The organism is Streptomyces sp. MB09-02B (assembly GCF_033794485.1).
GTDB lineage: Bacteria > Actinomycetota > Actinomycetes > Streptomycetales > Streptomycetaceae > Streptomyces.
Map to the genome: position 1 here is coordinate 1 of NZ_JARGEE010000252.1, position 13,261 is coordinate 13,261.

The following is a 13,261-nucleotide window of genomic DNA, read 5'->3' on the forward strand; positions in this document are numbered from 1 at the left end:
GTTCCCCGCGCCCCTGAAAAGCAGGGGCTGCGGGCCTGAAAAGCACGGGGCGCAGCCCCTGCTTTTCAGGGGCGCGGGGAACTGCGCGAGCAACCCCCACCGGACCCGCAGACGAATACGGCGTCCGCGACAATGGACCCCGTGACGAACCCAGCGGATGCGCCCCGGCACGGCTCGCTGCTCCTCGACGAGCAGTTGTGTTTCGCCCTCTACGCGGCCCAGCGCGCGGTCACCGCCGCGTACCGTCCGCTGCTCGACGAACTCGGCCTGACCTACCCGCAGTACCTGGTCATGCTCTCCCTCTGGGAGCACGGCGAGACCAGCGTCAAGGAACTGGCGGGCACCCTGCGCCTCGACTACGGCACGGTCTCGCCGTTGCTGAAGCGGCTGGAGTCGGCCGGACTGCTGCGCCGGGAGCGGTCCCCGCGCGACGAACGATCGGTGCGGATCGCCCTCACCGGGCGCGGCGAGCAGCTCCGGGACCGCGCGGCCGCCGTCCCCGCCGCCCTCGCCGCCGCCACCGGTATGCAGGGCCCGGACGTGGCCCGGCTGCGCGAGGAGCTGTGGCAGCTGACGGCGCGGGCGGCCCAGGCGGCAGGCCGTTGAGCGCGCCCGCGGCGGGTCGCTGAGCACGGCCGAAGGTGACCTTGTGTTACCCCCGGTTACTACCCCCTGGTAACCGCTCTCCCCTACCGACCGGTACCTTGTGCACGATGTATTTGTGCGCGCCTGTCCTGGGGAGGCCACGCGCTCGTCCTGGGGGAGGCCAAGGGAATGACTGACGACACCGCGGTGGAGACCCGTTCCGATACGCGTCCCGACACCCGGCCGACGAAGATCATGTACGTCGCCGAGGCCACCGCGCACGGCGGTCGCGACGGCTACATCAGCAGTCAGGACGGCCAGATCGACCTCAAGGTCGCGATGCCTCCGGCGATGGGCGGTGACGGCGACGGCACCAACCCCGAGCAGCTGTTCGCCGCGGGGTACAGCTCCTGCTTCCACAACGCGCTGGTCCTCGTCGGCCGCCGCGCGGGCTACGACCTCACCGGCTCCACCGTCGCCGCGAAGGTCGGCATCGGCCCCAACCAGCAGCGCGGTTACGGCCTCGCCGTCGCCCTCAGTGTCTCCCTCCCGGTCATCGACCAGGACATCGCGGCCAAGCTCGTCGACGCGGCCCACCAGGTCTGCCCGTACTCGAACGCGACCCGCGACAACATCGACGTCACGATCGTGCTGGGCTGAGGCGGCCCAGCCGGCACAGGCGGCCCGGGCGGCGGGCTCGACAGGCCCCGGACGGGGGAATCCGGGGCCGTGCGGGTACGTTGCACCCGTCGCCGTGGCGAGCGACGCGGCGAGTGAACGGACAGGGAGCACCGACGTGGACGTGAACGGTACGGTCGCCGAGGGCTTCGAACCGGTCAGGGCCGCGTTCGTACGCAACTTCGAGGCACTCGGCGAGCGGGGCGCGGCCGTGGTCGTGTACCGGCACGGGCGCCGGGTCGTCGACCTGTGGGCCGGCACCCGGGACGTCGACGGCACCGAACCCTGGCAGCGGAACACCGCCCAGATCATGCGCTCGGCCACCAAGGGCGTCGCCGCCGCCGTACCACTGATGCTGGCCGAGCGCGGGGTACTGGACCTCGACGCGCCAGTGGGCCGGTACTGGCCGGAGTTCAAGGCGCACGGCAAGGACCGCGTCCTGGTGCGGCACGTGCTCAACCACCGCGCCGGGCTCCCGGTCCTGGACCACCCCCTCACCCCCGCCGAGGCCCTGGACCCGCGCCGGGGCCCCGAGGCCGTCGCCGCGCAGACCCCCGCGTGGGAGCCCGGCACCGCCCACGGCTACCACCCACTCACCTACGGCTGGCTGCTCGACGAACTGGTCCGGCGGGTGACCGGCCGGGGCACCGGCGAGTGGATCGCGTCCGACATCGCCGCCCCGCTGGGCCTGGCCGACGACCTGTGGCTGGGCCTGCCGGACCCGGTGGAGGCGACCGGCCGGGTCGGCCGCGCCGGGCGCCTGGAGTCGGCGCCCGAGCCCACCGGCGGCCTCCGGGTCCGCGCCAAGCGCTCGGTCACCGAGGCCTACGACGACCCCGACTCCCTCACACGCCGCGCGTTCGCCGCGATCACCCCGTTCCCCGACCAGAACGACCCGGCGTACCGCGCGTCCGCGCTCCCGGCGACCAACGGCATCGCCACGGCGGACGGCCTGGCCCGCTTCTACGCGGCGCTCGTCGGCGAGGTCGACGGCGTACGGCTGTTCGCCCCGGCGACCCTGGCCGCGGCCCGCGCAGAGGAGTCCTCCGGTCCCGACCGCGTCCTCGTCATCAACACCCGCTTCGGGCTCGGCTACATGCTCCACGGGACCGCCTCCCCGCTGCTGGCCCCGACCTCTTTCGGACACCCCGGCCGAGGCGGCCCGCTCGGCTTCGCCGACCCCGAGTCCGGCATCGCCTTCGGCTACGTCACGAACGGCTACCGCAAGACGGTGACGGCGGACCCGAGGGCGCAGGCGCTGGTGAGGGCGGTGCGGGAGGCGCTGAAGGGCTGAACGGCCGAGGGGCGCGGCCTCCGGCTCGCGGCGCCGGCCGCACCTCGCGGAAGGCGGCCGTCGCGGTGAGCGGCCGGACCGGCCCAGGGCTCCCCCGTGTGTCCTGGCCCGATCCCGGTGATCCGGACGGCCGCCCTCCGCGGCGGCGATCACCAGGATGCGACGAATTCCCCCGCATGTCGTTGGCAGACGGTCCACTGTCACTTGGCAACGAGTCCACTGTTCACCGCCCCCCGGGGGCCCCCGGCTCCGCGGCTCACTGGGCGGCCACCCGGCTCCGCAGCTCACTCGGCGGCAGCCCGTACACCGTACGGAACGCCCGGCTGAACTCGGCCGCCCGGGGAAACCCCCAGCGCGCGCCGATCGCGTGGATCGGGGTGGCCCGCAGCACCGGGTCGGGGGCGGTGAGATCGCGGTACGCGTTCCGCAGCCGCTGGTCGCGGACGTACGTCGCGACGGTCAGGCCCTCCTCCTGGAAGAGCCGGTGCAGATAGCTGCGGGAGATGTGGTGGGCGGTGGCGATGGCCGCGGGGGTCAGGTCGGGGTCGCTCAGATGCCGTCGTATGAAGACCTTGACGTTCAGCAGCAGCGTCCGCCTGTGGGCCTCCGGCGTCAGCCGCGGCTGCGTGTCGGCGACGTGGCCGAAGAGCGCGGTGATCAGGTCGGCGACGACCGTGCCCAGGCGGGGCGCGTCGGCCGGTCCGTACGGGGTCGTGTCCTCCGCCAGCCGTATCAGGAACTGCGCGAGCAGCGCGCCGACGCCCTCCCGCCCCGACAGACGGCTGCCGACCACCCGGTCCGCGCTGTGCGCGGGCAGGGCGACGAGGGAGCGGGGTATCTCGACGCCGACGGTGGTGACCGGTTCGGTGCCGGTGAGGATGTCGTACGCCATCGAGGTGCAGTTGACGTGGAAGTCCTGGGCCTCGTACGCGGTTTGCTGTCTGCCCCAGCTGGCGGCGCCCTCGCCCTGGAGGAGGAGGGAGAGATGGAACGTCTCCGGGTCGGACTGCCGGACCATTCTCGGGGTGCGGCGGAAGACGATCGGGTCGAAGGTGGCGGGCCAGATCGTCACGTCACCGAGGGCGATCAGGCGTTGGTGCGCGTGGTAGTCGGCGCCGGGGTGGTGGCCGCGGTCGGCCGTCGAGAGGGGGATGGGGACCAGGTCCATGGGCGCGTGCGTCTGTCGCAGCAGCTCCGCCCAGGCCTCGAACCGGGCGTCCACCGGGAGGTCCACGGACCGGAAGACCGACTCGTGCAGCACGGGGTCAGTCAACCACAGGGAGGAAACGGGCCTGTTGGGCACCCGGGACCCCGGCCGCGCGGGGTCGGCCGGGGTGGGGAGCGCCTCGTCGCCGGGTGCCTGCGGGCCGCCTGCTCAGAGGCTTCAGAGGGCGATCGGGTGGGACGTCCTGCCCGATGCCTCGTCTATCTCGTCGTGGGCCTTGGTGAGCAGCTTCATGGCGAGCTCGTTCAAGGCCCTGGCCCCGGCGATCTCCTCGCCGACCCGGGGCTGATTGGCGTCGGTCTGGTGGCGGCTGGCGTAGCCGTTGGCGCGTACCTCCTTCCCGTCGGGGAGCCGTACGACGGCCGCCGCCCGTGTGCGCTGATCGTCCTCCTGGAACTCCAGCTCGATGTGCCATCCGACTGCGGTCTTCATCATCACGATCACCTCCGGAACCGCTCTTTCCAGAGTGCTCCTCCCCGCCGGGGGATGCACGACCTGCGCGGTGCCCGCCCCGGCTCCCGCCCCGGCTCCCGGTCCGAACCTCGGTCCACGACCGGTCCACGACCGGTCCACGACCCGTCTACCCGGCCCGCAGCATCAGCCCGATCCCCACCACCAGCAGCCCCGCCGCCACCAGCCGTGGCGCCCCGAACCGCTCCTTGAAGAACACCGCCCCGATCGCCGCCCCCACGATGATCGACGACTCCCGCAGGGCCGCGATGGGCGCCAACTCGGCCTTCGTCTGGGCCCACAGGACCAGCCCGTACGCAGCCACGGACAGCGCGGCGCCGAGGAGGCCCACACCGGCGAACGGCCGGAGCCGCGCGACCGTCTCCCCGCGCCACCGCCAGAGCGCGTACGCGGGGATCGCGAGCCCCTCCAGCGCCATGAGCCAGGCGATGTAGGCCATCGCGGACCCGGAGGCCCGGACACCGAGGCCGTCCACGACCGTGTACGCGGCGATCGACAGGCCCGTGGCCAGCGCCGCCCCGATCGCCGCCCAGTGCGGCCTCCCGCCACGCAGTCCCCACAGGGCGACGCCGGTCAGCCCGGCGCAGCTCAGCAGGATGCCGGCCGCCGCCCAGCCGTCCGGCACCTCGTGCGCGAAGAACGCCGCGAGGACGGTGACGACGAGGGGCGCGGAGCCGCGCGCGATCGGGTACGCCTGGCCGAAGTCGCCCAGCCGGAACGACGTCATCAGCAGCACGTAGTACACGAGGTGAATGACCACCGAGGCGATCAGATACGGCCACGCGTCGGACTCGGGGAGCGGTACGAAGGGCACCATCGCGAACCCGATCAGCGTGCCGCCGCCGGCTATCAGCGTGAACCCGACGAGCTTGTCCGTGATCCTGTGGGCGATCGCGTTCCAGCTGGCGTGGGTGACCGCGGCGAGCAGCACCGCCGCGGTGACGAGCGGCGTCACGCGTCGTGCTCGCGGACGTCCACGACAGTGGCGCCCGCGTGCGCGATCAGCGCCTCGGGTTCCATGGGGAAGACGGTGTACGGGGTGCCGGCCGCCGCCCACACCGTCGTGTGGGCGAGGAGCGAGCGGTCGGCGAGGACGCGCGTCCTCGTGCGGTGTCCGAAGGGTGGGACCCCGCCGATCGCGTACCCGGTCGTCTCCCGTACGACGTCGGCGCGGGCGCGGGTGACCTTCGTGGCGCCGAGTTCACGCCGGACCAGCTCCACGTCGACGCGGGACGCGCCGTCCATGAGCACCAGGACGGGGACGCCGTCCGCCGCGAAGACCAGCGACTTGCAGATCTCGCTCAGCTCACAGCCGAGGGCGGCGGCCGCGTCCGCCGCGGTGCGGGTGGCTTCCGGGAAACGGCGGATGCGGGTGTGCAGTTCGGCGAGACCCAGGGTGATGAGTGCCTCGGCGAAGAGGGGGTGGGCTCCGGAGCCGGTGGTGTCCTGCGCGTCGGTGGTCATGTGCGGCACGGTAGTGGTGGGTGTAGGGGCCATGCGAGTGGGTTGTCGGGGTGCGTGGGCGGGTGCGGGTGCGTGGGGCTTCTCGCGCAGTTCCCCGCGCCCCTGAGAAGCAGGGGCTGCGCCCCGTGCTTCTCAGGCCCGCTGGGGCCTGAAGCTTTCAGGGGCGCGGGGAACTGCGCGAGCAACCCCCACCGGCCCGCACGCAGCCCAGGACGCCCCCCCTCCATCCCATCCACCAACAGAGACGGCACTGGACCGGCCGATCCGTTTCGCTGACGATCGGGGGATGACAGAAACCCCGCCCGCCGACGACACCCGCGCCTTCCTCATCCTGCACGGCTGGCAGAACCACCGCCCGCCCACCCACTGGCAGCACTGGCTGGCCGACCGCCTCACCGACCTGGGCCACGAGGTCGCCTACCCCCAGCTCCCGGAGGCGGACGACCCGGACCTGGAGCGGTGGCTCGCGGAACTGGACGCGCTGCTCGGCGAGTTGGCGGAACGGCGGATCACCGTGGTCTGCCACAGCCTGGCCTGTCTGCTGTGGCTGCACGCCGTCGCCCGGGACGGCATCCTGTCCGGCCCCGTCGACCGCGTCCTCCTCGTGGCCCCGCCGTCCCCCGAGTTCGCCCTGAAGCAGCCGGAGATCGCCGAGTTCGCCCCGCCGTCGCTGACCCCGGAACGGCTGGCCGCGTCGGCGACGTACACCCGGGTCGTCGGCAGCGACAACGACCCGTACTGCCTGCCGGACGCGGCCACGGCGTACGCGCGGCCCCTCGGCCTGCCCGTCGACGTGCTGCCCGGCGAGGCCCACCTCAACCCGGACTCGGGCTACGGCCCCTGGCCGTCGATGCTCGACTGGTGTCTGCGTCCGGCGTCCGAGGCGTACGAGAAGATGCCGATCCAGGAGCGCTCCGTACAGCGGACGGACGCGACCGGCGACTAACCGCCGGCCATCGACCGCCGACCGCCGGCCGCCGCTGTCAGCCGCCGCTGCCCGCCTTGAGCAGCGCGGCCACGATCGGGCCCGCCGACTCGCTGCCGTGGCCGCCCTGTTGGACGACCCCGGCGGAGGCCAGGTCGCCCTTCCAGGCGGTGAACCAACCGTTGGGCTCCTTCTGGCCGTCGACCTCGGCGGAGCCGGTCTTGGCGCCGTAGTCGGGGCCGAGACCCGACATCGCCTCGGCCGCCGTACCGGCCGCGGCGGTGTACTTGAGGAGTTCGACGAGCTGGGTGCGGACCGTCTCCGACATGGGCCGGGAGGCGGTCGCGAGGGTGCGGTCGTCGACGGACGGCGGGACCAGGTAGGGCTGCTTGAAGACGCCCGTCTTGGCCGTCGCGACCACGGACGCCATGTTCAGCGGGTTCATCCGCACCCCGCCCTGGCCGATCAGCGAGGCCGCCATCGGGGCGTCGCTCTGCACCGGCACCGCGCCGTCGAAGCTGGAGACGCCGATGGCCCAGTTGTTCAGGCCGAGCCCGAAGACCTGCTGGGCCTCCTTGGTCAGGGAGTCGTCGTCCAGCTTCTTCGCCTGGGAGATGAAGGCGGTGTTGCAGGAGCGGGCGAAACTCGCCTTGAACGTCCCGCCCTTGATCTCGAACTTGTCGTCGTTCTGGAACTTCCAGCCGCCGTACGCCGAGTACTTGGGGCACGGGTGCCCCTTGTCCGCCGAGGCCAGGCCCTTGTCGATCAGCAGGGCCGACGACACGATCTTCATCGTGGAGCCGGGGGCCAGCGAGCCCTGGAACGCCACGTTGAAGCTGCTGGAGTTGGCCGCGGCGAGGATCTCTCCGGTGGAGGGCCGCATCACGACCACCGACGCCCGCTTCGTGGCCGCCACCTTCTCCTCGGCGGCGGCCTGCAGCGCCGGGCTGAGCGTCGTCCGCACCTCGCCCGGAGTGCCCTTGCTCAGCTCCAGCAGCGTCTTGTCGGCGGCCTTCTTCTTGGTGGACTCGGTGGACTTGGTGGAGTTGGCCGAGTCCGCGGATTTGGGGGACTTGGGGGAGTCCGTGGGGTCGGCGCGGACGATCCGCAGCTCGACGCCCGCCTTGCCGCCCGCCTTCTTGCCGTACTTCTCGCGCAGACCGTCCAGCACCGAGCCCAGCGACGGGTACTTCTTCGTCGTCAGCTCGCCCCCGTCCCGGTCGAGGGCCTTGACCGGGGGAGTGCCGGCCTCGCCGGTCACCAGCCGGTCGCCCTCGGCGAGTTCGGGGTGGACGACGGACGGCTGCCAGTCGACGACGGGTTCGCCGTCCTTCTTCGCCCGTACGACGGTGAGGGCGGACTTGTAGGTCAGCGGCTTCTCGGTGCCCTTGAAGGAGACCGTGCCCTTCACCGTGAACGGCACCTCGTCGCCCGTGCGCTTGCCACGGGTGAGGGTGACGTCCGTGATGTGGGCGTCCTTGGTGAAGCCGGTCAACGCCGTCGTGGCGGCCGTCGAGTCGTCCGTGGCGGCGGCGGCCTTCGCGACCGTGCCCTTCTGCCAGGCCGTGAGGAACGTGGTCGCGGCCGTGCGGACCTCGGCGGCGGACAGGGGGCCGCTCTTCACGGCCTTGGCGTCGGCCGAGCCGTCCTCGGCGGCCGCGCCGGTGCCGAACACCGTGTACACGGCCATCGCGCCACCGCCGAGGGCGGCGACCGCCACTCCGCCCAGCACGAGGTGCCGCCGTGACCTCCCCGACTTCGCGGTCTTCCGCTCGTCGACACGCCTTCTCTTACCCACGCTCCGACCTTCCGCTGCCCCCGGCTGCCTCTCGTTCCTCAACGAGAACCACCACACTAGAGTCCCGGGGATCACTCCGTGGGGTTGGGCCGCAGAGGGTGCGTTGTCGGGTGCGGGTGCGTGGGGCTTCTCGCGCAGTTCCCCGCGCCCCTGAAAGACCAGGCCCCCGCGCCCCTGAAAGACCAGGCCCCTGCGGGCCTGAAAGACCACGGCCCCGCACCCCGCGACGAATCGCACCCTCGACGGCGCGACTCGGCCGCTCATCTCGTCACCCGGCCTTCAGCACATCCACCACGATCGGCCCGGCCGCCTCGCCGCCACGGCCACCGCCCTCCGACATCGCCGCCGCGGCCACGTCCCCGCGGAACCCGGTGAACCAACTGTCCGCCACCGCCTGCCCGTCGATCTCCGCGGACCCGGTCTTCGCCCCGATGTCCCCGCTCAGACCCGCCATGACGGTCCGGGCGGTCCCCTGTGTCGCGGTCAGCCTCATCATCTGCTTCAGCTGCGAGGACGTACTGGCCTTCAGCCCCTCCGCAGTCGCCAGCTCCCGTTCGTCCAGCTCCGGCGAGACCAGATACGGCTGCCGGAACCGCCCCGTGATCGCCGTGGACGTCACCGACGCCATGTTCAGCGGGTTCATCAGCACATCGCCCTGCCCGATGGCGTTGGCGGCCCGGTTCGGTCCGCCGGACGGCGGTACCTTGCCGTCCATGGAGGCGATGCCCGTCTTCCAGTCGTCCCGGCCGATCCCGAACCGCTCCTGCGCCTCCTCGGTCAACGACGCGTCGGTCAGCGGCTTTTCGTCGATCAGCTTGATGAAGGCCGTGTTGCAGGACCGTTCGAAGCTGTTGGCGAGGGTGGCGGACTCGTCGGCCTTCAGGCCCGGCAGGTTCTTGAAGGTCTGGCTCTGCCAGGTGGCCGTGTCGGGGCAGGGGGCGGGGCCGTTCATGGAGGTCACGCCGTTGTCGATGAGCATCGCGGCGGTGACGATCTTCATCGTGGAGCCGGGCGGCAGTTCGCCCTGGAAGGCCGCGTTGAAGCCGTCCTGGCGGTTGTTGGCGACCGCCAGCACCTGCCCGGTGCTGGGCTGCAGCGCGACCACCGACGACTCTCCGAACTTCTTGACCGCCTTCTCGGCCGCCGCCTGCACCCCCGCGCTGATGGTGGTCTCCAGCTTGCCCGCCTTGCCCTCGGCGAGGGTCAGCAGCGTGGTGTCGCCCGCGTTCGTGGTGGTGTGGCGGATGCCCAGCTCGACACCGGGGGTGCCGCCCGCGTCGGCGCCGTAGCGTTCGCGCAGGGTGTCGAGGACCGGTCCGAGGGAGGGGTACTTCTCCTTGGTCAGCACCTTGCCGTTCCGGTCCACGGCCTCGATGGGCGGTGCCGCCGCCTCGCCGACGAACAGGCGGTCGCCGGCCTTCAGCTCGGGATGCACGACGGTCGGCCGCCAGTCGACCAGGGCCCGCCCGGTCGTCTCGCCCCGCACGACGGTCAGCCGGCTCTTGTAGGCGAGCTTCTTGCTCTTCCCGTCGTACGACACCGTGGCGGCGACGGAGTACGGGACGGTCCTGTCCCCGGATCCGGTGGGCTCGCCCGGCTCGATCTTCACGTCCGCGATCCGCGCGGCGTCGACGAAACTGCCGAACACGGCCTGCGCGTCCGCCGCGTTGTTCGTGTACGAGGAGGCCGTGGCCGCGTCCCCCTTCTCCCACGCGGCGAAGAACTTCTCCGTGGTCTCCCGCACCTCGTCCGCACTCGGCGGCCCGCTGCGCTTCTCGACGCCCCCGCCGTCCCCGTTGAGCGCGGTCACGAAGTTGTACCCGCCGTACCCGGCACCCCCCACCATCGCGGCGAACACCCCGCCGACTATGGCGACCTTGACCCCCTTGCGCATGACGCGCCCCTTCCCCGTTACCCCGTGCTGGCTTCCCGTCGGCCCCGAACACCCTTTGAACGCGTTCAGAAACCGCTTGCCGAGGCTCACTGTAAACACGCGGGAGTAACGCGTGGGAAAAATGCTTCCCGTGTGTGCCCTGATTGTTAGCCGGACGGATCCGAAGGGCCCCCTTCAGGCCGTCACGCCCACATATCCAGCCACCCGTCGGGGGACCGGCAGTCGCCCGACGTGGGACCGGCGGTCACCCGAGGTACGACCACCGGCCGCCACTCGCCACGTCTGCGGGCGGCTAGACCCAGGTGTCCAGCCACATCCGCGACCGCCAGCTGTCGATCGGGATGGGCTGGCCGGTGTACAGGGGCCAGAAATAGATGAAGTTCCAAGCGATGAGGAGGACCAGGACGCCGGCGGCTGCCGCGCCCGCCACGCGGCGGCGTTCCGGGGCGCCGGGTGGGCCGAGGATCGCGCCGATCATCATCGTGACGGCGAGGCAGAGGAAGGGGAGGAAGACGACGGCGTAGAAGAAGAAGATCGTGCGTTCCTGGTAGATGAACCAGGGGAGGTAGCCGGCGGCGATGCCGCAGGCGATCGCGCCGGCACGCCAGTCGCGGCGGAAGAACCAGCGCCACAGCACGTAGAGGACGGCGAAGGCGGCGGCCCACCACAGCAGGGGCGTGCCGATGGCCAGGACCTCGCGGGCGCACTTGTCGGCGGTGTCGGCCGCGCAGCCGTCCTTGCCCGGGGACGGGGACTCGTAGAAGTAGGAGACCGGGCGGCCGAGGACGATCCAGCTCCACGGGTTCGACTGGTACGTGTGCGGGGACGACAGGCCGACGTGGAACTCGTAGACGGCGTGCTCGTAGTGCCACAGGCTGCGCAGCCAGTCCGGCAGCCAGCTGAACCAGCCGCCCTTGCCCTCGGTCGCGGCCCAGTTGCGGTAGTAGCCGCCGCTGCCGTCGTCCGGGGAGAGGATCCAGCCCGTCCAGGAGACCAGGTACGTGACGATCACCACCGGGACGGTGGAGAGGAAGGCGAGGCCCAGGTCGCGCTGGAGCGTCGCGATCAGCGGCTGACGGGCGCCGGCGACCTTGCGGGCCGCGTAGTCCCAGAGCACCGTCATGATCCCGAAGAACACCATGAAGTACAGGGCGTTCCACTTGGTGCCGAGCGCCAGGCCCAGGCAGAGTCCGGCCAGCCAGCGGTACGGGCGCCAGCCCAGACGGGTGGTCTCGGCGATGAGGGAGTTGGGGCGTACGACCCCGTCGCCGTCCGGGGGGAGGGCCGCGGCCAGGCGTTGGCGTGCCTTGTCGCGGTCGATGACCAGACAGCCGAACGCCGCCAGGACGAAGAACATCAGGACCTGGTCCAGCAGCGCCGTGCGGCTCATCACGAAGTGCAGACCGTCGACGGCCAACAGGGCGCCCGCGAGGCAGCCGAGGAACGTCGAGCGGAAGATGCGGCGGCCGATACGGCACAGCATCAGGACGGAGAGCGTGCCGAGCAGGGCGGTCATGAACCGCCAGCCGAACGGGTCGAAGCCGAACATCAGCTCGCCCAGACCGATCACGTACTTGCCGACGGGTGGGTGCACGACGTAGGCCGCGTCCGTCGGGATCGGGACGTTCCCGTTGTTCTGGAGGATCAGCTCGTTGGCGTTCTTGGCCCAGTTGACCTCGTAGCCGCGGTGGACGATCGCCCACGCGTCCTTGGCGTAGTACGTCTCGTCGAATATCACCGCCCTGGGGCTGCCCAGGTTGTGGAACCGCATCAGTCCGGCGACCAGCGTGACCAGCAGCGGGCCGCCCCAGGACGACCAGCGGACGAGGCGGGTCGCGACCCCCTCGCGCAGGCCGAGGACGGCCCAGAAGCGTGGGCTGGGGCGGGTGTACGGGGGCACCAGCCGGGCGCGTACGTCGTTTCTCGGCGGAGCCGTGTAGCCGAAACGGCGCAGGCGGTGCTGCCACGACGGCCGCGGGTCTTCGGTGGCCTGGTCCTGCCGGGTGTCCGTGGAGGACGCGGTACTGGTCACCGCGCCATCGTAGGGAACACGGCTGTGGGAGTCCCGTGGGATGAGGATGTGGCCCGGTCCCCGCCGTCCCCGGACCTCGGCTTCGCCCTGGTCCCCGCCGTCCCCGGACCTCGGCTTCGCCCCGGTCAGGGCGTGGCTGGGAGGATGGGGGCGTGACTGGAATCCTTGTGTTGGCAGGTACTCCCATCGGTGAGATCGCGGACGCGCCGCCCCGGCTCGCCGAGGAGCTGGCCGGGGCGGACGTGATCGCCGCCGAGGACACGCGGCGGCTGCGGCGGCTCACCCAGGCGCTGGGGGTGCAGCCGGGCGGGCGGATCGTCTCCTACTTCGAGGGCAACGAGGCCGCGCGTACGCCGGAACTCGTCGAGGCGCTGGTGGGTGGCGCCCGGGTGCTGCTGGTCACCGACGCGGGCATGCCGTCGGTCTCCGACCCCGGGTACCGGCTGGTCGCCGCCGCCGTGGAGAAGGACATCCGGGTCACCGCCGTACCCGGTCCCTCGGCCGTCCTCACCGCGCTCGCCCTGTCCGGGCTGCCCGTCGACCGGTTCTGCTTCGAGGGGTTCCCGCCGCGCAAGGCCGGGGAACGGCTCGCCCGGCTCCGCGAGGTCGCGGAGGACCGGCGCACCCTCGTGTACTTCGAGGCGCCCCACCGCCTCGACGCCACCCTCGCGGCGATGGCCGAGGCCTTCGGCGCGGGGCGGCGGGCCGCCGTGTGCCGTGAGCTGACCAAGACGTACGAGGAGGTCAAGCGGGGGCCTCTCGGGGAGCTGGCCGAGTGGGCGGCGGACGGTGTGCGCGGGGAGATCACCGTGGTGGTCGAGGGGGCGCCGGAGAAGGGACCGGAGGAACTGGACGCCGGGGAACTGGTGCGGCGGGTGCGGGTGCGGGAGGAGGC

12 protein-coding genes are annotated in these 13,261 nt (G+C 72.0%); 5 read left to right on the forward strand and 7 right to left on the reverse strand.

What is annotated here, in order from left to right; all coding sequences use genetic code 11:
- The first annotated feature begins 132 nt into the window (after nucleotides 1-132).
- The 3 genes from P1P70_RS29010 (at nucleotide 133) to P1P70_RS29020 (ending at nucleotide 2,557) form a co-directional block, all read left to right on the forward strand.
- Nucleotides 133-606, forward strand: coding sequence for a MarR family transcriptional regulator (locus P1P70_RS29010; RefSeq protein WP_319242870.1), 474 nt, complete (start codon nucleotides 133-135; stop codon nucleotides 604-606).
- Between the two features lie 168 nt (nucleotides 607-774).
- Nucleotides 775-1,245, forward strand: coding sequence for an organic hydroperoxide resistance protein (locus P1P70_RS29015; RefSeq protein WP_319242872.1), 471 nt, complete (start codon nucleotides 775-777; stop codon nucleotides 1,243-1,245).
- A 136-nt stretch (nucleotides 1,246-1,381) separates the two neighbouring features.
- Complete coding sequence (locus P1P70_RS29020; RefSeq protein WP_319242874.1) at nucleotides 1,382-2,557, forward strand: serine hydrolase domain-containing protein; 1,176 nt, start codon at nucleotides 1,382-1,384, stop codon at nucleotides 2,555-2,557.
- 256 nt (nucleotides 2,558-2,813) lie between these two features.
- Here P1P70_RS29020 and P1P70_RS29025 read toward each other — a convergent pair whose 3' ends face one another.
- The 4 genes from P1P70_RS29025 to P1P70_RS29040 form a co-directional block, all read right to left on the reverse strand.
- Entirely contained in the window at nucleotides 2,814-3,818 is a 1,005-nt protein-coding gene (locus tag P1P70_RS29025) for a helix-turn-helix domain-containing protein (RefSeq protein WP_413471562.1), read from the reverse strand.
- A 123-nt stretch (nucleotides 3,819-3,941) separates the two neighbouring features.
- Entirely contained in the window at nucleotides 3,942-4,217 is a 276-nt protein-coding gene (locus P1P70_RS29030) for a DUF1876 domain-containing protein (RefSeq protein WP_319242879.1), read from the reverse strand.
- Between the two features lie 145 nt (nucleotides 4,218-4,362).
- Nucleotides 4,363-5,208, reverse strand: a complete 846-nt coding sequence (locus P1P70_RS29035; RefSeq protein ID WP_319242881.1) for a DMT family transporter — start codon at nucleotides 5,206-5,208, stop codon at nucleotides 4,363-4,365.
- Nucleotides 5,205-5,717, reverse strand: coding sequence for a YbaK/EbsC family protein (locus tag P1P70_RS29040; RefSeq protein ID WP_319242883.1), 513 nt, complete (start codon nucleotides 5,715-5,717; stop codon nucleotides 5,205-5,207). The genes P1P70_RS29035 and P1P70_RS29040 overlap by 4 nt, the downstream gene beginning before the upstream one ends.
- Nucleotides 5,718-6,003: 286 nt before the next feature.
- On the opposite strand from P1P70_RS29040, the gene P1P70_RS29045 reads away from it, so the two are divergent.
- Complete coding sequence (locus P1P70_RS29045; protein WP_319242885.1) at nucleotides 6,004-6,663, forward strand: RBBP9/YdeN family alpha/beta hydrolase; 660 nt, start codon at nucleotides 6,004-6,006, stop codon at nucleotides 6,661-6,663.
- A 37-nt stretch (nucleotides 6,664-6,700) separates the two neighbouring features.
- Here the strand turns inward: P1P70_RS29045 and P1P70_RS29050 are convergent, their stop codons facing one another.
- The 3 genes from P1P70_RS29050 to P1P70_RS29060 all read right to left on the reverse strand — a co-directional run bounded on the left by P1P70_RS29050 (nucleotide 6,701) and on the right by P1P70_RS29060 (nucleotide 12,366).
- On the reverse strand, nucleotides 6,701-8,440 hold the full coding sequence (locus P1P70_RS29050) for a penicillin-binding transpeptidase domain-containing protein (protein ID WP_319242887.1): 1,740 nt from the start codon (nucleotides 8,438-8,440) through the stop codon (nucleotides 6,701-6,703).
- Nucleotides 8,441-8,708: 268 nt separating this feature from the next.
- A complete protein-coding gene (locus tag P1P70_RS29055; RefSeq protein WP_319242889.1) occupies nucleotides 8,709-10,334 on the reverse strand; it encodes a penicillin-binding transpeptidase domain-containing protein in 1,626 nt (541 codons plus the stop codon).
- Nucleotides 10,335-10,626: 292 nt separating this feature from the next.
- The gene (locus tag P1P70_RS29060; RefSeq protein WP_319242891.1) at nucleotides 10,627-12,366 is read right to left on the reverse strand and encodes a dolichyl-phosphate-mannose--protein mannosyltransferase; all 1,740 of its coding nucleotides are present in this window, start codon (nucleotides 12,364-12,366) and stop codon (nucleotides 10,627-10,629) included.
- A gap of 152 nt (nucleotides 12,367-12,518) precedes the next feature.
- Between P1P70_RS29060 and rsmI the strand changes: the two genes are divergently transcribed.
- Nucleotides 12,519-13,261 (forward strand): 16S rRNA (cytidine(1402)-2'-O)-methyltransferase (gene rsmI, locus P1P70_RS29065; RefSeq protein ID WP_319242893.1); only part of this gene is annotated, 743 nt, incomplete at its 3' end.

Bases quoted from the DNA above. Each gene is read 5' to 3' on its own strand.
- P1P70_RS29010 (WP_319242870.1), top strand. From the start codon at position 133: ATGGACCCCGTGACGAACCCAGCGGATGCGCCCCGGCACGGCTCGCTG.
- P1P70_RS29015 (WP_319242872.1), top strand. From the start codon at position 775: ATGACTGACGACACCGCGGTGGAGACCCGTTCCGATACGCGTCCCGAC.
- P1P70_RS29030 (WP_319242879.1), bottom strand. From the start codon at position 4,217: ATGATGAAGACCGCAGTCGGATGGCACATCGAGCTGGAGTTCCAGGAG.
- P1P70_RS29040 (WP_319242883.1), bottom strand. From the start codon at position 5,717: ATGACCACCGACGCGCAGGACACCACCGGCTCCGGAGCCCACCCCCTC.
- P1P70_RS29045 (WP_319242885.1), top strand. From the start codon at position 6,004: ATGACAGAAACCCCGCCCGCCGACGACACCCGCGCCTTCCTCATCCTG.
- P1P70_RS29055 (WP_319242889.1), bottom strand. From the start codon at position 10,334: ATGCGCAAGGGGGTCAAGGTCGCCATAGTCGGCGGGGTGTTCGCCGCG.